This window comes from Fibrobacter sp. (assembly GCF_045601785.1).
In the GTDB taxonomy this organism is placed as follows: Bacteria; Fibrobacterota; Fibrobacteria; order Fibrobacterales; family Fibrobacteraceae; genus Fibrobacter.
The window spans coordinates 43,050-67,356 of sequence record NZ_JAZSAF010000037.1; the positions used below are offsets into that span (position 1 = coordinate 43,050).

Sequence of the window (24,307 nt, forward strand, 5' to 3'; positions counted from 1 at the left end):
ATTTACTTTTCCTCTTTCAAATTCTCTTGGGACGCAGCGCCGTCGATATGCAGCTGGTGGCCCATCTTTTTCTGCTTGGTGAGCAGGTAGAACAGGTTTTCCTTGTTCGGCTTGATTTCGATTGGCACGCGTTCCACGATTTTAAGGCCGTAAGCCGTAATGCCCGAAATTTTGCTCGGGTTGTTCGTCAAGAGTCGCATTTCCTTGACACCGAGGTCTGCCAAAATCTGGGCACCCGTACCGTACTGGCGCAGGTCCGACTTGAACCCAAGGTGCAGGTTCGCTTCGACCGTGTCCAAGCCCTTTTCTTGCAACTCGTAGGCGCGGAGCTTGTTGCAAAGACCGATTCCACGGCCTTCCTGGCCGCGCATGTAAAGGAACACGCCGCCGTGCTCGCCAATGAACTTCATGGCGGCGGCCAGCTGTTCGCCGCAATCGCAGCGAAGACTGCCAAAGATATCGCCCGTAAGGCATTCGCTATGAACGCGCACATAAACCGGCTTGCTGAAGTCGGGGTTACCCGCGACCCACGCCACGTGTTCCACGCCATCGGTCTTGCTTTTGTAGGCGTATGCGGTAAAGTCGCCGTACTTGGTCGACACATGCGGAGCGGCTACGCGCTGCACGAGCTTTTCGTTTTTCAGGCGATAATCGATGAGGTCGTGGATCGAGATAATCTTGAGGTTAAACTTCTTCGCCACTTCCTGAAGTTGCGGCATGCGAGCCATGGTGCCGTCTTCGTTCATGATTTCGATAAGGGCGGCTGCAGGGCGGAGTCCGGCAAGCTTTGCGAGATCGACTGCGGCTTCAGTGTGGCCTGCGCGGCGGAGCACGCCTTCTTCTTGGGCGTACAGGGGCGAAATATGCCCCGGCCTGCCAAAATCGCTGGGCTTGGAATTTGGGTCCGATAGAGCGAGAATCGTTGCCGCACGGTCGTGAGCGGATACACCCGTGGTGCAGCCTTCAATTTTATCGACCATGATGGTAAACGGAGTCCCGAGAATCGAGGTGTTCTCGGCGGTCTGCCGCGTGAGGTTCAATTCATGGCAACGCTTGATCGGGAGCGGTGCGCAAAGCACGCCACGACCTTCGTGTAGCATGAAGTTCACCTTTTCGGGCGTAATCTTTTCGGCGGCAATGACAAAGTCACCTTCGTTTTCGCGGTCTTCGTCATCGACCACGATCAAAAACTTGCCGTTCTTAAAATCTTCGATGGCCTCTTCAATGGTATTAAGCAAGGTCACGTTCCTTCAGATAATTTTCAATATACTTACCGAGCATGTCGACTTCCACATTCACGATAGTTCCTGGAACCCAGTTACGCAGGTTGGTACGGGCCAGAGTTTCAGGGATAATGCACACGCGAATGGAATCTTCGAACTTTTCAGCGACCGTCAGGCTAATTCCGTTCAGCGAAATCGAACCGCGGCGAATCACGTAGCGACGCAAATCCGCCGGAAGTTTTAGGTCCACTTCCACACCCGTTTCGCGGGGAGTCACCTTGATGACTTCGGTGATGCAGTCTACATGGCCCATCACAAAGTGACCGCCCATAAAGCTGTCTGCACGACACGGAAGTTCCAAATTCACTAACTTACCCACAGCAGCCTGCTTGAAGCCCGTATTTTCCACCGTCTGGTGCATCAGGCAAAAAGTCGCTTCGTCATCGGTACAAGATTCAATGGAAAGGCACACGCCGTCGTTGGCGACACTGTCGCCCAACTTACAATTCTTAAAAAAGCCCGGTGACTTAAGGCGCATGGTAAGCGCATCGCCCCTACTTTCGATAGAAACGATTTCACCGGTAGATTGAATAATACCCGTAAACATACGGGGGCAAATGTAGCAAAAAAGCCATGAGGTCGGAGCTACGCTCCTTTGAGGAATGAGGTATGAGCAGGGCTTATTGCAACAAGCGAGCGATTAAAATTTAATCGGGTACAGCAAATACCAGTGGAATTCGGGATAAACTTGCACGGTGGGGGCCGGCAGCTTAAAGTAGTTCAGGTACTTGACAATGGTACGCGCCATGCGGCTCTGCGGACGGAACGCTTCCAGGTCGTAATCCAGGGCGATATACACCTCGCGGTGCGGGTGCGGATCGTGCGTAAACACTCCTTCGTCTATGCTCAACCCCGCCGCCAAGGCAAGCCAGCTCGGATAATACGGGCGTACCGTCTTAGGAAGCATCCGGTAAATTTTGAGAGATGCCCAGAAAGTCTGGTTGCAGTAATCATCGGTAAACACACCTGTTTTACTTTGTCTGTAATACGCCTTGGTATTGATCCAGTAGCTCCATTTCAAGTCAACATACTTGAACATGGGTACATAACGTTCCGCCATGGGCAAAAAGCCTCCGAGCGTCCCAGACAGCACATCGAAAACGCTAAAGCCCCAGTCCGGCGAAAATCCGTCCTTTACATCAATCGCCACATGCGTCGCAAAGGCAGAAAGACCTGCGAAGAGGTAAGACTTGAACTCGGAAATTCCCGCCCAGCGGTAGCCTTCGTAAAAGGACTCACCCATCATGACGCCCGACGCGAAATGCCCGAACTTGTCCAGGTTGAGCGCATAGTCAAAATCGTTTTCGAAATGGAAATCACTCCCCTGCTCGTCCCACCAACCCTTATGGAATACGAGCCAGTACGCCGCCCCATAGGCAATCAGCACGGTCGATGCAACGCCCACACCCTTCACCACAGAAAATTGAACCGTATCACCGGGGTCTTCGCTGCGGTAGTCCCAAGTAGAATCGCGCCAAGTCGGCGGATCGTAAGGGGCGGCCTGCAAGGAAACACTTGCAAACAGGAGCGCCACCAGCGCAATCAATAGGGAACGAAAAAATTTCACGGGGACAAAGATAGAAAAAAACAGGCAGACTAATTAATTTGCGGACTAAATTGAGGGCTTTTTAATTACTTGTGTCATTCAACACATCAAGGCTCTCTATCATCAGTCTACATTATAAAGTATCTTCATTTTTTTTACAATTTCAGGAAATTCAAGCTCATTCACTACAAATAATTGAAATCCTTTTTTGAAAACAAATCGAACAATTCCATTTTTATCTGTTTCCTTTTTATATGGGATGGTTTCATCAAAGAAAAAAGTTCTTTCTCCATAATGATTTCTAAGGACAAAACCGTTTTTAAACCACTTTATTTCAAGTATTGCCAAGGAATGACTATAAGCACGGGAAAATCCAAAAAAAGAAATCAGAAAACATATTGCCGTGGAATATCCATCTCTTTCAGGAATTTTCAAAAAAATTAGAATTAATAAAATTAGCGAACAAAAAAATTCTACAAAGATTAGAGGCTTTCCTCCAGAAGTTGCCATTGGATAATAAACGACTTGTTCGTCTCCTTTTTCATCACATTTTATGTTTATTTCAGTTAATTCACTTTGATTTTTGATTATCTTTTTCACAACCTTTGGGTAGTCACTTTCATCTAGTCGAAATGTTTGCCATCCTTTTTTGAAAATCAGGTAATGATCTCCAAAATTCGTTATTTCAGACTTATAGATCGCCTGTTTACCTAACAAGAATTCCTTTTCCCCATAGCGTGTAACTAATACAAATTTATCTTTGAACCATTTTACCTTCAAAACTTTCTTTGAGAAAAGATAAACAAAGAACGCCAAAAAAAGTTCCATCGGCACGAAAAAGAACCACAGAAAGCCTTTCTCTTCTATCATGCGCCATCCTACTACGCCCAATATCATAAGGCTTACCATATAGAGGATCGCCATGACGTTTATAACAAACTTGTCGGTTTCTAATTTAAAGATTGTTCCGTCTTCAAAAGATTCATCATCAAAAATTTCTCTTTTTTTAACATTCTTTTTTTTCTGCAATGACGGGGCCTTACCGTAATTCGGATTCAAAGCGTCACACCACAGACAACGGGGCTTATCGTCTTCATATTTTCGATTGCATTTTGGACAAATCATTTTTCGCCTTTAAAAGTTTGTATACCCATTACAGCCGACATAACAATTGTTATAGAATATAAAAAAGCCCCCGGAGGACAATCTCCAGAAGGCTTAGTAAATGCGTCATGTGTAGTGTGTGATGTGAAATGAAAAATTTTTAGTTAGTCATTTCACACTTCACATTGCAGCGCAAGCCGCACACATTGAATTAGTTGCGACCGAGGAGCAGCACGCTGTTCTGGCCACCGAAACCGAAGCTGTCGGACATGGCGTAGTCGAACGAGTGGCTGGTGTTCTTGTTGGCGCAGACATCCAAGTGGATGCGTTCGTCCTGGTTGAACACGTTCGTGGTCGCATGAATCATCTGATTCTGCAAGGACTTCACGGTGATGATGGCTTCGAGGGCACCGGCGGCGCCAAGGGCGTGGCCGATCATGCACTTGGAGGAGTTCACCTTGAGGTTGTCGGTAGCACCGGCAAAGACCTTTTCGAGGGCGGAGCATTCCGCAACGTCGCCGAGCGGAGTCGAAGTACCGTGGGTGTTCACGTAACCGATGTCCTTCGGAGAAAGGCCCGATTCGCGGAGAGCCATTTCGATAGCGAGGCGAACACCTTCGCCGTCTTCACGCGGGGCAGACATGTGGTGAGCGTCGGCGCTCATGCCGATGCCGGCCACACGGGCCAAAATGTTCGCACCACGCTTCTTGGCATGCGTCAGGCTTTCGAGAACGAGAATACCCGAACCTTCACCGATCACGAAACCGTCGCGGTCCTTGTCGAACGGACGAGAAGCCGTCGTCGGGTCGTCGTTGCGCTTGCTCAAGGCCTTCATGGAGGTAAAGCCTGCGAGAGCCACATTGTTCACGGTTTCGTCGGTACCACCGGCGAGCATGATGTCGGCGCGGCCCAAGCGAATCTGGTCGTAGGCAGCGGCGATAGAGTGGTTAGAGGTTGCGCAAGCGGAAACCACTGCGTAGCAGGGGCCCATCCAACCGGTGCGGTTGGAAACTTCGCCAGCGGGCATGTTCACGATAGACATCGGAATGAAGAACGGGGACACGCGGCTCGGGCCACGGTTCGAAAGCGAAACGACAGAGTCGCTATAAATCTGCATGCCGCCGATACCGGAACCGATAATCACGCCAGAGCGGGTCGGATCTTCGTTTTCGGGAGTAATGCCCGCGTTCTTAAGAGCCTGGAAAGAAGCATACACAGCGTACTGGATGCACCTGGACAGACGAGATGAATCGCGCGGAGAAATAAATTCAGAACCATCGAATTCCTTGACGGCGGCAGCTATCTTGATCGGATAGTTGGTCACGTCGAAGCGATCGATCGTTGCGAGTCCGGATTTACCTTCCAGCAGGTTGTTCCAAAGGAGTTCCGGCGTATTGCCGAGGGCGGAAACGCACCCCATACCAGTGATTACAACTTCTTCCATAATGGTGCAAATATAGAAAAAACTCGACCTTAAAACATGTTATTTCATCCACAATATTTAGAAACATGAGTTTATTTCGTTACGATATTATTACAGCAACATCATACTAAAAAAACAGACTCCCTTGCAGGAATCTGTTTCTATAGTGCCAAAGGGACTCGAACCCTTGTTACCGGCGTGAGAGGCCAGTGTCCTGGACCACTAGACGATGGCACCATAATGCTTGCTATTTCAAGCGCCGCCCAAATATAGCAAACATTCTAAGAATTGTCTATACCAGCACTAGTCCCTGTAATACAGGTCCAGGTTGCTTTCGACGGAAGTCGAATTTTCGAGATCGTTCACGAACTCGTTGAAAAGGCTCATGGCCACATAGCTAGCGGCATTGGCCACATCGGTCTTTACAGCGGCCTTCACCGCTTCTTCTTCCGGAGCCTTCTTGGAGACAACCTTCACCATCACGGCACCGTTGTCGGTGGCAATGGGAGCGGTCCATTCGCCTTCCTTTGCATTTTCGAGCGTCTTGGCAAGGCGTGCGTTACCGTAGCCAAAGCCCGGCACATAGCCATCCACAGAAGAGGTCACCTTTTCGACATTTACCTTTTCAATCTTGCTTGCGGCAACAGCTGCGGAGTCGGCAGCGCTATCGGCAGGAGCCCAAGCCTTTACCTTGTCGGCAACGGAGCTCAGGTAAGCTTCGGCAGCGGCAGCAGCCTTGTTGCGGAGCAGCGTGGACTTGATGCTGTTGTAGTAGAGATCAAGGCTACGTTCGCCAGCCTTCAGGTCCTGCACCTTTTCAGCAACGACCACCCACTTGTTGTTCTTCATGATCGGAGAAACCTTGCTGGCATCGTCGGGCAGGTTTTCGTTCGGCCAGGCATAAGCGCCAAGGCCCTTCAGGTAACCGACGCCTTCGATGTTTTCGCCGCGAGAAATCCAGTTGGAAGTGTGCGTGTCGAGACCCTGTTCCTTGGCGGCATCAGCAAAGCTCTTGCCTGCATCGACAGAAGTCTTGATCTTCGTGAGAATGCCTTCGAGGCTATCAATCGTTTCAGAAGAAGCGTTCACAATCAAGAGGATGTGACCGACCTTGACGAGGTCAGCACCGGTGGAATCCTTGGACTTGCCGTAGCTCTTGATGATGTGGTAGCCGAAACGGGTGCGAACAGGTTCAGAGACTGCACCGGAATCGAGAGCGAAGGCGACATCTTCAAATTCCTTCACATACACGCCGCGACCCACATAGTCGTCGCTCAAGAGACCACCCTTCTCGGCGGTACCCTGGTCTTCAGAAGAGATGCGAGCCATATCCTCGAAGGTGGTCGTCGAAGCAGAGTCAGTCAGCTGGTAGTAAAGCGTCATGGCGTATTCGCGGATGCGGGCGTCGTCACCGGCAGTAGCTTCGACCGGGAGATAGGCGAACTCAAACTGAGCCATATCCTTCTTCACAAAGAAGCTGTCGCGGTGGGCATTGAAGTAGCCTGCGACCATCACGCTATCGACAGAATTTTCGTCGACCTTGAAGTCTGCGTTAGAGGCGACCGCCACCTGCAGTTCATAATCGGTCAGGCGACGGTTAACAGCCCAATTAGCTTCAAGAGTCGTCGGATGCACCGAAGCTCCGACCAGCATCTGCAGTTGGCGCATCGGAATAGTGTTTTGCTTCAAATCTTCTTCGAACTGGAGCATCACGCCCCAGCGGAAAGCCTCGGGAGTCTTGAGCCAGGCATCGTACTCGTCCTTGTTGAAGGTAGTGTCCAGAAGGAACTTCGGGAGCGTGGAAATGTAGGCCTGATAGCGCTGCATGAAGTCTTCCTGGCTTGCGGACTGCTGCTGGATCATGCGGATACGCATCTGGGCTTCCTGGACAAGGCGTGCGCGTACGGCGTCGGGATTGCGGCTAAATTCGGACTCGAGTTCGGACACAGAGGCGCTGAGTTCAGCCTTTTCGAACTGTTCATTCAGAAGAATCTGACGCACAAAGCTGCGGAACACTTCGGTACGCAGTTGGTTGTACTGCTCGTCTTCGAGGTGCTGACCCTGGTACTGGTTCTGGACGATGGTCTTGATGCGAGAATCAAATTCGGCGTAAGTGATCTTCTTGTCGTTCACGACACCCACCGGGTAGCTGTGCGCCTGGTTCGGCACACGGTCCATGGCCAAAAGGCCCACCACGATACCCGCAGCGAAAATGACGATGATCCACTTGGCTTTTTCATTAATCCACGTTAACATAGAGTAGACTCCATAAAAATTTTGTCGGGCTAAATGTAGTAAAAAAAAGAGTTTTCACATACAAAACGAAAGGATTTGGGCCAAATTAGACCCAAATCCCAATTTGAACAAGAAAAACGGGTTAATCCTTCACGCAGCGGATTGCGGCATATGCATAGTCGTAATCGGAATAACGTTGTTGCGATTGGGGCTCAATTGCAAACTTTTCATTTGTAAATGATACCGAATACCCAAATACAATTGATTTAGGTTCAAAATCCAAACTCGACTTCGAAGTGCCGCTATTGGCAGAAACGAAATCAGCCATTCCCACTTCACGATAAACATAAGCAATTCCTGCGCCACCTTTATACTCCATCGGCACAATGGAAAAACCTGTTCCATTTTTTCCAGAAGCCCACCCCGTTTCCGAGAGAAGATCTTCTAATTTATGAGCATCAACAAGAGCCATCCATTCCGTCGTATCGGGGATATGCCACCCATCCATGCAAATTCCATGGTTATCTTCAACGACAGAATCTCCTTCGGCAACAGACAATGCTGTATTCCATGAGTATTCACAACCAACCGTCAAAGAGTCAGAGCATTTAGTCCCTTTAACTACATAGGCGAGATTTTCGGCCATCCAAGTTTTGCCATCGATTTCAACAGTCTTGTAAACATGACCGTCCCTTTTGTCCGTGACGGAGCCATATTTTATACCAGCGTTGAAATAGGACTCCTTCGGAAAATCACGTATCGACGCCTTTTGCCAAAGCACCGACGACTCGGACTTCTTGCAGACATAGTCTACCTTGGAAGCTTCGACTATGGAGCCAATACGCGACGCAGTACAACTTTCACCCAATTTCAGTTCATCCGCAGTCGCTTCGCGCCATTCATCGCCATCATGGACATAGGCCTTCGTTGAGTCTTCCACAGACTTCACCAGCCTTCCGTCATCAACAGGCTCATAACCCGCTGTTGAGATTTCTAGATCCGTCGCCATGAACCAGAGATAAGCGTCATCAACATCACGGCACACTACAATATGGCCGTCAACGGCCGACTTTTCCGCCTTGATGGTATCAAGCTCACCGACCTTAGACTTGTCGCATTCGCCAATGCCATAGACGCGCTCCCAGAACGAGACGATGTAATTTTCAAACAGGCCTATCTGCACATCAGGGAACTTCTCCTGCATGAATTCGCGGGCTTTGCCGTAACTGCCATACTGCATGGCCGACTTGTCCGCGAGCTTAGCCAAGACAGTTTCATCTGCAAAGTTCTCCGAGATGTTCGCCAGGGCTTCCGTGACATCGGCTTCCGAGCCCGACATCAGAACAATCAGCGAGAGCGCCAGAAGCTTTTCGTTGTCGAAGATGGAGGCCTTTTCAAGGTCTGTCTTGGACTCTTCTCCGAAGAAGGCCTTCATCAGTTCCGATTCAGCCTGCTCCTTGGCCTTGTCGAAATCCATCCCCGAATCGACAAGGTCCAGAATACGTGAACTTGTCAGGTGCGTTCCAACATTGACATTGATGTCGCTTGATCCTTCTATATGCGCAAGCGCTTTCAGACTCAAAGATTTTTCCGACTTTCGGCCATTCAGTTCACTCCAGTAGTACCCATCGGCTTCGAGAAGCACATACGGGGACTCGAGTTCAATCTTTTCTAGTGCGAACGAGCCATCATCCTTTTTCACGTTTCCCGTAAACACCTTGCCCGTCTGCGCAAAGGTTTCTGGGTTCAGTTCATAGAGGGTCACACTAGTCCCCTTCACAAAGGGTCCCTTTTCGATGACACCTTCAAGATCGTCTATCGAATAGATCACATCTTCCGAAGAAGAATCATTGGAACATGCCGTCAGCAAAGCCAAACAGCAAGCGACTCCAATCTTACAGATAGTAGTTTTCGTCTTCATAATAGACCTCCGTTATTGAAGTGAAACTTTAGCGTAATCCGTTCCAGAATAGTCATCGACATAATAGATTCCATTAGGCATAAGATTACTCCTTTTTGTGATTTTTACTTGATTATTCAGAATCCTTCACGCAGCGGATGTAAGCCGCTGTATAGCGAGTACTAACCTTATCTTTTTGAGACATTCTTGTAATTCCCGCGCCACCATTATCGAACGAAATTGCATATCCAGCAATATATCGGGGAGCAGGAGCACCAGGCAAATCAACACTCATGTAAGTTTTTGTCAGCATATAATTTGCAACAACGAAATCTGCATAGCCCATTTTATCATAAGCATACCTTTCATTAAACCCTGCTCCAGATGCATACGCAAACGGAACTACAGAGAACCCCGAGCCGTTCTTCCCCGAAGACCATCCTGTTTCCGAAAGCAAATTTTCCAAATCATAAGCATCAATAAGAGCTCTCCATTCAGTCGAATCGGGAATATGCCACCCATCCATGCAAATTCCGTGGTTGTCTTCGAGAACAGTATCCTTTAGATCAAGTGAAAATGCCGCGTGCCAAGAGTAACCACAACCAACCGTCAAAGAGTCAGGGCATTTAACCCCTTTAGCTACATAGGCGAGATTTTCGGCCATCCATGTTTTGCCATCAATTTCAACAGTCTTGTAAACATGACCGTCCCTTTTGTCCGTGACAGAGCCATATTTTACATCAGCATTGAAATAGGATTCCTTGGGGAAATCCCATATTGCAGCACTCTTCCAAAGCACCGACGACTCGGACTCCTTACAGACATACTCCACCATGGAAACTTCGATTATGGTACCAATACGCGATGCCGTGCAACTTTCACCAAGCTTAAGTTCATCTGCGGTCGCTGCGCGCCATTCTTCGCCATCATAGACGTAGGCCTTCGTTGAGTCTTCCACAGACTTCACCAGCCTTCCGTCATCAACAGGCTCCTGGTTTTCAACGGAAATATCCATGTCCGTCGCTATACGCCAGCCATCCTTGCCGTAGACATACGCCTTGGTGGGTTCGGCCACAGATTTGACAATTTGCCCAACTTTGAAATCGGCAAGACCATTGATAGAAACTTCCAGATCCGTCGCCATGAACCAGAGATATGCATCATCAACATCACGGCAAGCGACAATATAGCCGTTAACAGCCGACCTTTCCGCCCTGATGGTATCAAGCACACCGACCTTGGACTTGTCGCATACACCAATGCCGTAAATGCGTTCCCAGAACATGACGATATAATTTTCGAACAATCCAATCTGCACATCCGGGAACTTCTCCTGCATGAATTCGCGGGCTTTGCCGTAGCTGCCATACTGCATGGCCGACTTGTCCGCCAAATTCGTCAAGACAGCTTCATCTGCGAAGTTATCCGAGATGTTCGCCAAGGCTTCCGTGACATCGGCTTCCGAGCCCGACATCAGAATGATCAGCGAGAGTGCCAGAAGTTTTTCGTTGTCGAAGATGGAAGCCTTTTCAAGGTCTGTCTTGGACTCTTCTCCGAAGAAGGCCTTCATCAGTTCCGATTCCGCCTGCACCTTGGCTTCGTCGAAACCCATCCCCGAATCTACAAGGGCTAGTACCCGCGAGCTTGTCAGGTGCGTTCCCACATTGATATTGATGTTGCTCGATTCTTCTACATGGGCGATGGCCTTCAGCTTCAGCGAATTGTCCGACTTACGGCCACTCAGTTCGCTCCAGTAGTACCCATCGGCTTCGAGAAGCGCATACGGGGACTCAAGCTCAATCTTTTCTAATGCGAAGGAGCCGTCGTCCTTTTTCACGTTTCCCGTAAACACCTTGCCCGTCTGCGCAAAGGTTTCTGGGTTCAGCTCATAGAGGGTCACACTAGTCCCCTTCACGAAGGGGCCCTTTTCGATAACACCTTCGATACTTGCCGTAAACTGGTTCGGGTCTTCAGAGGCTCCCGCCCTAGAGAACGGATCTCCGCATGCAACAAAGCCCACCCCCGCCATCAGGAGCATCACCTGGGCGAAAAAGCATTTTTTTACGATTCTAATCATGGGACACCTCCCCCGTTTTATGGGTCAACGGGAACAACTGCAGATTGACCCGGTAAACTTGATTGATATTCTTGTCTTCAGTCGCTATGGCGATAATCTTTCGACGGCACTCGTCCAGTTCCTTGACGATGCGCCCGTAAGAGTCTTCCGACACGCCGAGAGTCACGCCCGTAAAATTTCGCTCCGCCACGGGCAGGTCCAGCGCCTTTTCGGCCAGGCCCGCCATTTCCCGGTGCGCACCACGAATTGCAAGGCGCGTCGCCTCGGTCGAACCCGTCACAAACGATTCCGCCTGCGTGTAGTTTCCGTCTTCAGACCTGAGCAGGAGTCCCGCCTTCGTCAAAAACTGCAAGCTCTTCTGCACATCGGCAGCCGAAACATACGGGTAGCACATCTTGGCCATTTCGCCTGGAGTCGCCCCCGGCATCAAGGGAGCCAGTTCTCGCAGCGTGGGGTTGCGCCACGAATCATAATAATCAAAGACGTCTTCTTCCAGCACGCGCACCTTGTGGTACTTGGCAATGGAACGCATCTGTTCAAACGCGGCCTTCTTCTTCTCGTCCGATTCCGCCTGGGAGAACACCACCATCGCCCTGAAATATTCCACTTCGAACCCGACAAGACCCATCGCCTGGGCGGTACGTTCCACGCCGACGCGGCTCAGCTTGCTCTTGCCGTCGCAAACGACCTTCATGTACGAGCAAGACGAAAATCCGGCAAGGTTCGAAAACTCCTTCCACGAAAACGCAGAGAGTCTCTTGCGCTCTTCGTAGAAGTCTCGCATGTACTTGCGGTAATCTGTATATTCAACAATCGGTTTCATACTATTAAATATACCTTCGGCGAAAACAGAAAGCAATACTTTTATGCAATAAAAATCAATTATTTTTGCAAAAAACGCCAATTTTCAAGTATAAAAATCAAAATTAATTTCTATATGCAATAAACCATTGCATATAGGACTCAACTCGCCCGCAAGGCTCAAAAACTAGCCGTCAATCGTCAATTTTTCTATCTATGGGGTGTTCAGAAACAATGTTTAGCAACGGAGCTCCGTCATGTACGATATTTTGGTCCTTGGTGCAGGCATTTCCGGCTTGAGCGCGGCTATCCACGCAGCAGAAAAAGGCCTTTCGGTAGTCATTCTCACTAAGGGAGCAAAGCCGGACGGATCATCGAACTACGCCCAGGGCGGCATCGCCACCGTTACCGAAAAAACAGACAAGTTCAAGTTCCACATCGACGACACCCTGGAAGCAGGTGCTGGACTCTGCAAAAAGGAACCGGTGAACATCCTCACCAAGAGCGGCCCTGCGACCATTCAGCAGCTGGTGAAATGGGGCGTGCAGTTCACCCCGTCGCCTATAGACAAGAGCCAATTCGACCTGCATCTTGAAGGCGGCCACAGCCACCACCGCATTCTGCATGCGGCGGACCTCACCGGCAAGGAAATCATGCGGGCCCTGCTTTGCGAACTGCACAAGCACAAGAACATCCACTACATCGAAAACTGCTACATCAAGGACTTGATCTGCAAGGGCGAAGGCAAGAGTAAGCGCTGCATCGGCGCAAAGATCATCCACCAGAAGACGGGCCTTGTCGAAGACCTTTACGCAAAGGCATCTATCCTTTCTACCGGTGGAGCCGGCCGCATCTGGCAGTACACCGTATGCCCGCCCGATAGCTGTGGCGACGGCATGGCGATTGCGGCACGCGCGGGGGCAGCCTTGCAAGACATCGAATTCATGCAGTTCCACCCCACAAGCCTTTACGCCCCCCAGCTCAAGAAGCCGTTCCTGATTTCGGAGGCGGTGCGCGGATTCGGCGGCATTCTCAAGAACTACAAGGGCGAAGAGTTCATGAACCAGGTGCACCCACTGCACTCGCTTGCACCCCGCGACATCGTGGCACGCGCAATCCACAGCGAAATGCAGCGCCTGGGCAAGCCGAACATGTTCATCGACCTTAGCGGACGCACGCCGAAAGACATCAAGAGCCACTTCCCCAACATTTACGCCAAGTGCATGGAAGCAGGCATCGACATCACCAAGCAGTGGATTCCGGTGGTGCCGGCCGCACATTACATGTGCGGAGGCGTACTGGTCGACACTTGGTCCAGGACCGAAATCAACGGTCTGTACGCCTGCGGCGAAGTCGCCGCCACCGGCGTCCACGGTGCTAACCGACTTGCATCCAATTCGCTTCTGGAAAGCGTCGTCTACGCCATCCGCGCGGTAGACAACATCTGCGAAAGCGGCCTGCTGAAAGAGAAAATTGTCCCGAGCAAGTCGAACAAGACAGAAAAGGTCTCCTTCACCAAGGCCGCCTACTGGCGCAAGCGCAAGAAACTTCTGCAGGATACTATGTGGACGCACTGCGGCATCGTGCGCACCGTAGCGGGGCTCAACCAAGGGCTCAAGGTCATCGAAGACCTTCAAAAGGACATCGATGCTGCCGTCAAGAACAAGGAAACCGAGAATCTGCACTACCTTGAATTCCTGAACGCACTGCAGGTTTCCAAGATGATCCTTACCGCAGCGCTCCGCCGCAAGGAATCACGCGGACTGCACTACATTCTGGACTACCCGAATCTGGACCCGAAGACAAAGCACCACACGATTTACTTAAAGGGATCTGAGCGATGAGGTTCTGAGGACGCCTTGCTTCGCAAGGCTATGAGCTAAATAAAGGCGCCAAAGGCGCGATTATAACTCAAAGGGCGAAAGCCCGAGCTTAAAGCGAAGCGACCTCAAACCAAAACATTTGATTTATGAGCGAAGCGAAGAATACAAAGCCTTCTAAGATTGGCGGATACACGCCGACGCAGGAACTCGGTTCCGGCGCCATGGGCAAGCTGTGGCTCTGCCACGACAAGTCGCTGGACCGCATGGTCGTCGTGAAGCAGATGCAGCAGGACATCGAAGACAGCGACGTGAACATCCGCCGCTTTATGCAAGAAGGCAACATCCTTGCGCACCTGAACCACCCCGCCATTACCAAGCCCTACGCGCTCTGGAAAGAAAAAGACGGCAAGCTCTCGCTTTCGATGGAGTTTGTGCACGGACTCACGCTGCGACAGATTCTAGACAAGGTAAAGCAACCGCCGCTGTGGGTGGTCGAAGCAATTTTGCACGAAATCCTCTGCGCCCTGGGAGAAGCCCACCGCAAGGGAATCGTGCACCGCGACCTGAAGCCTGCGAATATCATGGTCGACAATGACGGTAGAATCCACCTGCTCGATTTCGGGATCGCCCATACCGAATCGCCGCTTTCGTTCAGCAAGGGCGAAGAAGCCGAACGCCTCACGCAAACGGGAGCTATCCTCGGGACGGTCACCTACATGAGTCCCGAACAGACCGTAGGTGAAGAAGCATCGCCCGCCTCTGACCTGTTCGCCGTGGGCATTATCGCCTGCGAAATGCTCATGGGACAGAACCTGTTCCGCGGCACAAGCTTCAGCGACACCATACAGCGCATCCAGAAGCTCAAGGTCACCGAGAAGGCTTTCTCAAAGGAACTGCCCAGCCGTCTGAAAAAGCTGATTGTCAAGCTGCTAAACAAGGATCCACGCAGGCGCCCCCTTACCGCATTCGACGCCGCCGAACAGCTTTCGATTACCATGCGGAACCTGCCACGAGACATGGTGCCCTACATGGCGTCCTGGATATTTGCCGTCAAGGATTCCATCAAGCAGAAGACCGATTCCATCGACGAGACTCTGTTCATGAATCCGCCGACCTACCCATCGCATTTCAAGTTTCACTTTTTCAAGGGTGCCGCCATCGGCGCCGTCCTTGCAAGTTTAGTTTCTTTTATTTTGTTCCATTTTGTTATAAAGTAACAACAAATGAATTCTATCGACATCGTCTGCCTTGTCATTATCCTTTTCTTCACGCTCATTGGTGTGTGGCACGGTTTTTTACGTGGAATATTTAGGCTTCTCGCCTGGGCTGCGGCCATTGCTGGGGCCTATTTTGCAAACAGCCTACTTTCGGAAACCATCGCAGAAGCCCTAGAAACAAGCACATTTTCGACGACGCTCGTGTGCATCTGCATCGGCTTTCTGATTCCCTTCTTGGCCCTACTCTTTATAGGCCACATCGTCAACAAGGCCATCACGGGCACTGTTGCGGGCAAAGCCGACCGCATTCTCGGCGGAGTTTTCGGTGTCATCAAGGCACTTCTCATTTGCTTTGTCATCTTGACCATTTTTCACATTTTCCCTTTCGGTGGAGTCGTGAAGGAAACCCGCGACGATGCCGTCGCCTACAGCGCCTACAAGGGCGCACTAGAGACCATGGGATACTCTTCCGAGCCGCTCGACCTGGTCGGTGTTGCAGAACGCAAGGCATCGGAATTCACCAAGAACATGGCGAACAAGGCTACAGAAAAGGCTACCGAAATCGCTAAGGAAAAGGTCAACGAAGCTATTCAGGAAGCCTCCGAAAAAGCAGCTGATGCCGCCAAGGAATCCGTCCAGAAAGCCGTGGACGATGCCGTGGACAAAATTTCGGACAAAGCTCCCGAGCTCTCGGGGCAACTGCGAGAAGAATAAGCTTTTTGTTACTTTCGGCCTGCAATTTTTAGGGCACAGGCATTCGCTTCTTTGACAATATCTTCTTCGCCATCGACATGGCGATTTTTCATCACAAACTTGCCGTTGCAGAGAACCGAATGGATGGCGCTGCTGTCTGCGGCATAAACCCAGTTGCTTTCAAGATTATGTAGCGGATTCAAGCGCTCGTTTTTTAGATCCAGCAGCAGGGCATCCGCCAAAAATCCTTCGCCGATCACTCCAGCGGGAATACCATAAGCCATAGCCACATGGGCTGACGCCATGTTCAGCACTTCGCAGGCCGGCAACGCGTCAGCTTGACCGCCAGCCTTCGCCAGGAGAGATGCTAGCTTCATGTCTTCGTGCATGTCCAAGTTGTTGTTGGAAGACGCTCCATCGGTACCAACACCCAGCAACATACCACTATCCATCATCTGAGCAATCTTTGGAATTCCACTGCCAAGCTTCAGATTCGAGCAAGGGTTAAGGATTGCCGCAGAGCCTGCATCGGCCATCAGCGACATGTCGTTTTGCGTTAAATGAACACAATGGGCAGCCACCAGATTATCGTCCAGCACCCCCCACTTGTCCAGGAGTTCCACAGGAGTGCAACCATACTGTTTTTTACAGTCCTTCACTTCCTTGAGTGTTTCAGACAAATGAGTATGCAGAACATAGCCTTCTTCACGAGCAATTTTTGCGCACCGCTTGAACATTTTTTCGCCGACCGTATAGATCGAATGCGGCATTACCGCAAGCTTGACCCGCTCGGATTCTAGTCGATGGTCTTTCAGGAACTTGAAATTGTTTTCGACCTGCTGCGATGTCATTAAGTTTTCGGCAAAGGTCACACCAATGGTGGCGCGGATTCCCATTTCCTTCACCACCTTCATCGTCGTTTCGCGCTGCCAGTACATATCCGAGAAAAACACGGTGCCCGACTTGATCATTTCAAGAACGGCAAGGCGCGATCCTATTTCGATATCCTTTGCCGTAAGTTTCGCCTCGAACGGCCAAATGTATTCCGTGAGCCATTTCATCAGCGGCATGTCGTCGGCATATCCACGCAAAAGTGTCATGGCAGCGTGAGTGTGACCATTGTAGAACGCAGGAACAATTGCAAGGCCTTTACAATCCACGATATCTGCCTTTTCGCGGTCACGAGCCGTCAGCGGGCGGCCCACCTTGGCAAATTTCTTTCCCGAAATCAAGATATCTTGAACTTTTCCTTGGAATAATACAGATTGTAATACCAGCTTGGCCATTGGAAGGAACTCCTTTCTACCGAATTGTATCACAATATTAGAAAAAGGAGACAAATTTTTTCAAAAAAAGAGCCCCTACAGTTCATTTTCAAAACTTTTAATATATAATTATGGTATGAGCGCAAACGAACTAGAAACGTTGCCCATATCCAGGGCAGAATTCCAGCGGCAAGAGATTTTCAAGAATGTCTCTTTCGAAAGCCTCGCAGGATACCTGCTTGGCTGTGAAACGATTTATCCCGAACCCGGAGCGCTCCTTATTGACCCGGAACAGCCCAAACGGCGACTTCTCGTTCTTTTGAACGGCCTTTTGGAAGTACACGTCGAAGCGCAAGGCGGCGTTTTCAAGGACTATATCCAGCCCGGACACTGCGCCGGTGAAATGTCCATCTTCGACAACATTAAGCCAAGTGCCAAGGTTTTCGCAAAGGAAAACTGCAAAATTCTAATCATCGACGGAGACACGGCACTTGCCATGCTCAACGCCTCGCACGATCTCTGTCTCAACTTTTTACAAATTCTGAGCCATCGCATACGCACCAACAACAAGGTCGTTTGCGAAGAAGAATACCACATCCGCTGCATCGAGGAAAATGCCAAGGTGGATTCTCTTACGGGACTTCATAACCGGCGCTGGCTCGAAGAAATGTACACCCGCGAACTGAGCCGAAGTAACTCCGGGAACTTACACCTTTCAGCGTTCATGCTAGATATCGACCACTTCAAAAAAATCAACGACACTTACGGCCACCTTGTCGGAGACCGTGTGCTCATCGCCGTCGCCAAGTCGATTCTACATTGCTTGCGTCCTACAGATATGCCGGTACGCTACGGCGGCGAAGAATTCACCATATTCTTGCCTGGGACAAGCATCGAAAACGCAAAAATCGTCGGTGAACGGCTCCGCGCTAGCATCGAATCCATGAAGATTCAGTTGCCAGACCAGGACGATTCCATCTCCGTCACCATCAGCGTAGGGTTCACCGAACGCAAGGACGGCGATACGGTCGAAACAATCATCAAACGCGCCGACGATGCCCTCTACTACGCCAAGGAAGCGGGGCGCAACAAAGTCTGCGTGAACCTCGGCGACGGCACAATGTTTTTATTCTGACCGGGCCCTGCTAAAGTCTCTTAAGGACCGCGGCAGCGTGGTGGATAAAGCCTTCTTCGGTAGCGACTGCGGCAATGGCCTTCGCATTCTTCTTGATGGCCTTCTCGCTGTAGCGGATGATGCTCATGCGCTTTAAGAAGTCGTACACGCCCAGCGGGCTGAAGAAGCGGCCTGTGCCATTTGTCGGCAGCACATGGTTGGGGCCTGCAAAGTAGTCGCCTACCGGCTCAGAGGACCACGGACCGATAAATACGGCACCCGCATTTTCGATTTGCGCCGCCATGGATTCGGCTTCGCTGGTCATCACTTCCAAATGTTCCGGAGCGATGCGGTTCGCGATTTCCACGCCATCGAACCAGTCCTTCACCACGAGGATACGCCCGAAGTTGCCGAGCACTTTCTCGAGGAGTTCCTTCTTCGGGGAATTTTCCACCTGCACATCGACGCAGGCGCTAATCATCTGGGCGGTTTCCATGTTGTCGGTAATGCAGATGGCAGCCTCGAAGCCGGAACCGTGTTCCGCCTGAGAAAGCAGGTCTGCCGCTACAAAGTCCGGATCGCAGGTGTTGTCCGCCATCACCAGCACTTCGCTGGGGCCTGCCACCATGTCGATATCCACGACGCCGAAGACTTCCTTCTTGGCGATAGCGGCAAACACGTTGCCCGGTCCCACAATCTTGTCGACGCGCTCCACGACGGTCTTGCCCTTGGCATCCTTCGCACCATAAGCGAGCAAGCCAATCGCCTGAGCGCCGCCGATGTGGTAGACTTCGGTAATGCCGAGTTCTTGCAGCACAAAAGCCACTGCGCGGTTGATTTCGCCCTTGATCGGGGTCACCACCACGATATCCTGCACGCCCGCCACCAGAGCCGGAACCGCATTCATGATGACGGTGCTCGGGTAGATGCCCGCACCGCCCGGCACATAGAGGCCAACCCGCTTCATGGGGCGAATACGCTGGCCGAGCACGACGCCATCGGCACCTTCCATAAGCCAGGATTCTTCCATCTGGTTCTTGTGGAAGTCGCGCACGTTCTTGATGGCCTGCTTCAAGGCCTTCTGCAGTTCCTTGGGGCACTTGGCGGCAGACTTCGCGATGGCCGAAACCGGCACGCGAATGTTCTTGCCCTTCAGGCCGTCGAACTTCTGGGCGTATTCCGTCGCCTTCGCGATGCCGCCCTTCTTGATGTCGGCAAGGATCTGCATCACCTTGTCGTGAATTTCCTTGCTCGGAGCAACCTCACGCCCGCAGATGCGTTCAATTTCAGCAGATTTCGGAGTAACTTTTACGATTTGCATGGATTATTTCTTCCTTGAAACACCGGCAAGATTGCGAACCTTGCGGGCAGTCAATTTTTTCGTTTTGGACGTAGCAGGTTCCTCTTTTACAGGAGTCGTCGCAACGGGTTTCACGTCCAGATGCTTGTAGGCACCTTCGATGACCTTGTTGTCCACCAGAATCTTGTAGGTGAGACCATCGACAAACGCCATCCAAGAAGCTTCGATAATGTTGCTTGACACACCCACCACGTTCCAGTAACCCTTCTCGTCGCCAAACGTCGTCCACACACGGACAGTCGCATCGGATGCCACATTGGAACCCAGAACACGCACCTTGTAGTCGTCGAGCTTGACCTTCGCCATGTTCGGGAAGAACGGGAGAAGCGCCTTACGGAGAGCAGCATCCAGAGCGTTCACCGGGCCGTCGCCTTCGCTCACCTGATGGCTGATCTTGTCGCCAATCTGGAGCTTGACCGTTGCCTGAGACACAGAAACACCCTGCGGAGTCTTGTCTTCAATCACGCGGTAGTTCAGTACCTTGAAGGGTTCCTTGACCATTCCCAGGTGGCGGTACACAAGCATCTTGAAGCTAGCTTCGGCACTGTCGAAATGCCAACCGGCGTTTTCGCGTTCCTTGATAAGGGTAAGAAGCTTTCCTACCACAGGATCCTTCTTGTCGATACCCGGCTTGATTGCCTTGAGCTTTTCAACGACGAGAGAACCACCCGCCTGATCGCTGGTGACAAACACGCGGTCGTTACCGACGGCGTGCGGGTCAATATGTTCAAAACTGCGTGACACCTTCATGACGCCATCGATGTGGGCGCCACCCTTATGAGCAAAGGCCGCATCGCCTACATACGGGGCGTGCACGTCGCTCGGCAAGTTCACAATCTGATCGACGTTGCTGCTCAACTGACGAAGCCGAGCAATTTTCTTTGCCGCAAAAAACTTCGCACCCATTTTAAAGTGGAGGTCGGCGGCGATAGTCGTGAGGTTCGCGTTACCGCAACGTTCACCGTAACCGTTCACCACGCCCTGCACCATGGTCGCACCGCTCTTCACGGCGTAAATGCTGTTGCACACGCCAAGGCCCGCATCGTTATGCACATGGATGCCGATCGGTGTCGAAACGTGCTTTTTCACATCCTTCATGATTTCTTCGAGTTCCCACGGCATGGTTCCGCCGTTGGTGTCGCAAAGCACGATAAAATCGGCATGGCCCAGTTCTGCAGCGCGCAGCGTTTCAAGTGCGTACTGCGGATTGGCCTTGTAACCGTCAAAGAAATGTTCAGCATCATAAATTACCTCTTCGGAATATTCCTTGAGGTAAGCAACCGAAGATTCGATCATGTCGAGGTTTTCTTCAAGAGTCGTGCGAATCACATCGGTCACGTGCAAGTCCCAGCTCTTTCCGAAAATCGTCTTGACCGGTGCACCGGATTTCACGAGCGCCTGCAACAGCGGATCGTTCTCGGGCAGCACCTTCGGACGGCGCGTAGAACCGAATGCAGCAATCTTTGCATGTTTCAGCTTGACATCCTTAATCTTCTGGAAAAATTCCTCGTCGGTCGGATTGCTCGGATTGGGCCAGCCCCCTTCGATATAGTCAAAACCAAAATGGTCCAGAATACGGGCAATCTGCAGCTTGTCGGCAAGCGAAAGGCTTATCTTTCGATCCTGGTTTCCATCGCGGAGAGTCGTGTCGTATAAAAAAACTTTCATGAGCTAATTACTTTTTCTTTTTGTCTTTGCTATAGTAGCCGTACTTGCCATAGTAGCCGTAACCACCATAACAACCATAGCCATAACCATGACCTTCGTGTTCACAATGGTTCATCACGAATGCACGCGGTTTGTCTTCGCAGCAGCGATCAAGTTTCATCATGGATTCCTTAATCTGATCCATCGAATGTCTTCCGTAATGAAGCACAAACAAGGCGAAATCCACTACAGGGTAAATCAGTTCCGAATCGGTCACCAATTCCAAAGGTGGCGTATCGACAACAACGATATCATACTGAGACTTCGCCTCTTCCAAAAGATTCTTGAATTTGTCTCCACGCAAAAGCTCGCTCGGAGCCACGTCTGTTTTTCCGGCACCCAGAACATACAGGTTCTTGGTAATTGAATCTGCGACTGCGTTTTCAAGAGCGCATTTACCCTCAAGAACATCGCCCAACCCCTGCTTGTGACGGCTATAGATAACGCCACGGCGCATGTCCGCATCAATCAACAGGGTTTTCTTGCCGGAGCCCGCAAAAAGTGCCGCCACATTCTTAGAGACAAAGGACTTGCCCACACCAGGAACCATGCCGGTCACCATCATCACGCGCAAATCCGTTACCGCAAAATCAATTGCCGTGTAGAGCGAACGCAGCGACTCACTTGCAGGAGAATCAGGATCTTCTTCAACCAACGGTCTGACATTCTTGCCCCTGTTACGCTTGGAAAGCACTGCATTTTCAGCTCTCGGAATCTTCGCATAGACGCTGATTCCGGTTTCCCTTTCCACTTCAAGAGAGCTGCGAACACCGCGACGGGTCATCTGCATCAGGTAAATCAGCAAGGCTCCCAAAAGGAAGAAACCACCAACGCATCCCGCAAAGATAACCTTCTTTTTCGGCTTAGATGGCCTGCGTTCAATCTGAGCATAGTCCACGATACGCACATTGCCGACTTCGCCGGCACGCACCACTCGCAACTGCTGGATGTTGTTCAGCATGGAGGTATACTGGGCGTTGTTCACAGCCACTCCTTCTTGCAGGCTCAAGACTTCTTGCTGGGTAAGCGGCATTTTTGCAGCAGAACCGCGCAGACGGGAAAGTTCGTCACGAAGCTTGTCCTGCTGCTTCACAATAGTCTGGACCGACGGATGTTCTTCCTTGAACAAGCGGGTCGCCTGTTGACGCTGCTGTTCCAAATCGAGAATCTGCTTTTCAAGAGAAGACACCTTCTCGAGGTGAGCGCGCGTTTCGCCGCCCATATCCACAGAACCAATCTTATGGCGGTAATCAGCCAATTTCTTTTCAGCGGTATCGAGCTTCGCCTTCACACCAGGCAGCTGCTGTTCCAAAAATTCCAAAGTCTTTTCGGCTTCGGCGCTACGCATTTCAACATTCTGGCGCAAATAGATGTTCGCAATGGAATTCAGGATCGAGGCTGCCCTATCGGCATAGCGGTGTGTATAGGAAACGCCTATAATGCCAGTCTGCTTACCCTTTTCGGCCACATTCAGCTGCTTGACAAGCCCCCGAACCGCGTCTAGTGGATCGGACTGGGCAAGCACAAATTTCTGGCCCGGAGTCGCAATCAAGTGCTTCACCTGAATTACGAGAGAATCGCCGCCATAGGGAGCGGAGAGTCGTTCGCCAATCGGCCCCTGCAAAAGTTTCACCCCTTCGGGAGTGTAGACGGCAAACTCGTTTTCGCTGACGACCTCAGCCATCCACTTTTCAGCACGCGCAATTTCAGGAATGTAAAGGTTTTCCAAGTCCATGCGGCCTTCTTTATGGAGCAATCGGTCCATCGCTCCAACCGGATAGGCATTAAAACAAAGGTGTTCCTTTTCAACAACGAAACTCAAGACCATGCGGCTCTTGAGAAGTTCGATTTCGGCTTCGGCAGGGCTCGCTACTTCCAAAAGGGCACCCATCTCACCCATGGCCTTACCGGCCTTGTTTCCCTTCACATCAATCTGCAAAAGGGCGTCACTCGTATACTGGGGTTTCATCCAGTTCGATGCCAAAAAACCCACAACGGCGCCCAAAGCGATGCAAAAGCCCAAGAATAGTTTATGCTTCAGCAACAAGCCTAAAACTTCAAGGAGATCAATTTCGTCATCGTCCTTGTTTTGAGTCACTGCCGGAGCTGTATTTACAGGAGCTAATTGTGTATTTGGTTCCATTTCATTCCCTTAAAAACTTTTCTGTAAAAATAGAAAAACGGGCAGAACCATGAAAGTATTTTTTAAGATTTCCGCATAAAAAAAGAGTCCCCGAGCAGGCTGCCAGGAACTCATTCTAAAGGTAGTTTCAATTACTTAGCGTTGCGCTACTTTGTAGTGCTCGCCTTACTTGGCTTTCTTGGTGGCCTTCTTGGCCGGCTTTTTGGCCTTTGCAGAAGCCTTGCAAGCGCTCTTGCAGAACTTCACATAGGCGGCGAGGGTGTCGCAGAACACTTCGTCGGGGGTGTTGTCGCCGTTGATGCGGCTGATGATGGACTTGCTGTACTTGCCGAGAACCTTGGCGGTAGATTCCTTGTAAACCTTGAGACGGTTCTTGATCACGGCTTCGTCGGCGTCATCCTTACGGCCTTCAATCTTTGCGCGGTTGAGGAGGCGGGCCACGATAGTCTTTTCGTCCTTGATGTCGAGCACGAAGATGTGCTTCACGTCGACGACGGATTCGATGAGCTTGACCTGGGCAACCGTGCGGGGAATACCGTCGAGGAGGAGGGTATCCTTGTCCGGGTTCACCTTGTTCGTGTTGATGAGGCCTTCGATGAAGCGGCCGAAAATTTCG

18 protein-coding genes and 1 tRNA gene are annotated in these 24,307 nt (G+C 50.9%); 4 read left to right on the top strand and 15 right to left on the bottom strand.

All coding sequences use genetic code 11. The features are described 5' to 3' along the window. Positions 1 to 2 precede the first annotated feature (2 nt). The 10 genes from ACKI61_RS05530 to ACKI61_RS05575 all read right to left on the bottom strand — a co-directional run bounded on the left by ACKI61_RS05530 (position 3) and on the right by ACKI61_RS05575 (position 12,391). Complete coding sequence (locus tag ACKI61_RS05530) at positions 3 to 1,244, bottom strand: bifunctional 3,4-dihydroxy-2-butanone-4-phosphate synthase/GTP cyclohydrolase II (RefSeq protein WP_407456774.1); 1,242 nt, start codon at positions 1,242 to 1,244, stop codon at positions 3 to 5. Further along, positions 1,231 to 1,830 carry a riboflavin synthase gene (locus ACKI61_RS05535; RefSeq protein ID WP_072799199.1) on the bottom strand — a complete coding sequence of 200 codons (600 nt, stop codon included), beginning with the start codon at positions 1,828 to 1,830 and terminating at the stop codon, positions 1,231 to 1,233. The genes ACKI61_RS05530 and ACKI61_RS05535 overlap by 14 nt, the downstream gene beginning before the upstream one ends. Before the next feature lie 93 nt (positions 1,831 to 1,923). Next, positions 1,924 to 2,850 (bottom strand): hypothetical protein, encoded by a 927-nt coding sequence (locus ACKI61_RS05540; RefSeq protein WP_407456775.1) that lies wholly within the window; start codon positions 2,848 to 2,850, stop codon positions 1,924 to 1,926. 102 nt (positions 2,851 to 2,952) lie between these two features. Next, positions 2,953 to 3,954: a hypothetical protein gene (locus ACKI61_RS05545; protein WP_407456776.1), complete on the bottom strand. Its 1,002-nt coding sequence runs from the start codon at positions 3,952 to 3,954 to the stop codon at positions 2,953 to 2,955. Between the two features lie 190 nt (positions 3,955 to 4,144). Continuing rightward, the gene (fabF, locus tag ACKI61_RS05550; RefSeq protein ID WP_407456777.1) at positions 4,145 to 5,377 is read right to left on the bottom strand and encodes a beta-ketoacyl-ACP synthase II; all 1,233 of its coding nucleotides are present in this window, start codon (positions 5,375 to 5,377) and stop codon (positions 4,145 to 4,147) included. 143 nt (positions 5,378 to 5,520) lie between these two features. Beyond that, a tRNA-Glu gene (locus tag ACKI61_RS05555) sits at positions 5,521 to 5,593 on the bottom strand. 66 nt (positions 5,594 to 5,659) lie between these two features. After that, complete coding sequence (locus tag ACKI61_RS05560) at positions 5,660 to 7,612, bottom strand: peptidylprolyl isomerase (protein WP_407456778.1); 1,953 nt, start codon at positions 7,610 to 7,612, stop codon at positions 5,660 to 5,662. Positions 7,613 to 7,733: 121 nt separating this feature from the next. Then, a complete protein-coding gene (locus ACKI61_RS05565) occupies positions 7,734 to 9,512 on the bottom strand; it encodes an FISUMP domain-containing protein (protein WP_407456779.1) in 1,779 nt (592 codons plus the stop codon). A 112-nt stretch (positions 9,513 to 9,624) separates the two neighbouring features. After that, a complete protein-coding gene (locus tag ACKI61_RS05570; RefSeq protein WP_407456780.1) occupies positions 9,625 to 11,568 on the bottom strand; it encodes an FISUMP domain-containing protein in 1,944 nt (647 codons plus the stop codon). Next, the gene (locus tag ACKI61_RS05575; RefSeq protein ID WP_407456781.1) at positions 11,561 to 12,391 is read right to left on the bottom strand and encodes a TIGR02147 family protein; all 831 of its coding nucleotides are present in this window, start codon (positions 12,389 to 12,391) and stop codon (positions 11,561 to 11,563) included. The genes ACKI61_RS05570 and ACKI61_RS05575 overlap by 8 nt, the downstream gene beginning before the upstream one ends. A 235-nt stretch (positions 12,392 to 12,626) precedes the next feature. Here ACKI61_RS05575 and nadB point away from each other — a divergent pair, with 235 nt between their 5' ends. The 3 genes from nadB (at position 12,627) to ACKI61_RS05590 (ending at position 16,123) form a co-directional block, all read left to right on the top strand. After that, entirely contained in the window at positions 12,627 to 14,213 is a 1,587-nt protein-coding gene (gene nadB, locus ACKI61_RS05580; protein WP_407456782.1) for an L-aspartate oxidase, read from the top strand. A 125-nt stretch (positions 14,214 to 14,338) separates the two neighbouring features. Next, the gene (locus ACKI61_RS05585) at positions 14,339 to 15,409 is read left to right on the top strand and encodes a serine/threonine protein kinase (RefSeq protein WP_407456783.1); all 1,071 of its coding nucleotides are present in this window, start codon (positions 14,339 to 14,341) and stop codon (positions 15,407 to 15,409) included. 6 nt (positions 15,410 to 15,415) lie between these two features. Continuing rightward, positions 15,416 to 16,123 (top strand): CvpA family protein, encoded by a 708-nt coding sequence (locus ACKI61_RS05590; RefSeq protein WP_407456784.1) that lies wholly within the window; start codon positions 15,416 to 15,418, stop codon positions 16,121 to 16,123. 8 nt (positions 16,124 to 16,131) lie between these two features. On the opposite strand, the gene ACKI61_RS05595 is transcribed toward ACKI61_RS05590, so the two are convergent. Continuing rightward, the gene (locus tag ACKI61_RS05595; protein ID WP_407456785.1) at positions 16,132 to 17,388 is read right to left on the bottom strand and encodes an amidohydrolase; all 1,257 of its coding nucleotides are present in this window, start codon (positions 17,386 to 17,388) and stop codon (positions 16,132 to 16,134) included. Between the two features lie 115 nt (positions 17,389 to 17,503). On the opposite strand from ACKI61_RS05595, the gene ACKI61_RS05600 reads away from it, so the two are divergent. Then, on the top strand, positions 17,504 to 18,502 hold the full coding sequence (locus ACKI61_RS05600) for a GGDEF domain-containing protein (RefSeq protein ID WP_407456786.1): 999 nt from the start codon (positions 17,504 to 17,506) through the stop codon (positions 18,500 to 18,502). A 10-nt stretch (positions 18,503 to 18,512) separates the two neighbouring features. Here ACKI61_RS05600 and hisD read toward each other — a convergent pair whose 3' ends face one another. From hisD to ACKI61_RS05620, 4 genes are all read right to left on the bottom strand, one after another. Further along, a complete protein-coding gene (hisD, locus tag ACKI61_RS05605) occupies positions 18,513 to 19,802 on the bottom strand; it encodes a histidinol dehydrogenase (protein ID WP_407456787.1) in 1,290 nt (429 codons plus the stop codon). A 3-nt stretch (positions 19,803 to 19,805) separates the two neighbouring features. Beyond that, positions 19,806 to 21,509 carry a citramalate synthase gene (cimA, locus tag ACKI61_RS05610; protein WP_407456788.1) on the bottom strand — a complete coding sequence of 568 codons (1,704 nt, stop codon included), beginning with the start codon at positions 21,507 to 21,509 and terminating at the stop codon, positions 19,806 to 19,808. A 7-nt stretch (positions 21,510 to 21,516) separates the two neighbouring features. Next, positions 21,517 to 23,691, bottom strand: coding sequence for a polysaccharide biosynthesis tyrosine autokinase (locus ACKI61_RS05615; RefSeq protein ID WP_407456789.1), 2,175 nt, complete (start codon positions 23,689 to 23,691; stop codon positions 21,517 to 21,519). 165 nt (positions 23,692 to 23,856) lie between these two features. Then, positions 23,857 to 24,307: nucleoside monophosphate kinase (locus ACKI61_RS05620; protein ID WP_407456790.1), on the bottom strand; the 451-nt coding region annotated here is incomplete at its 5' end.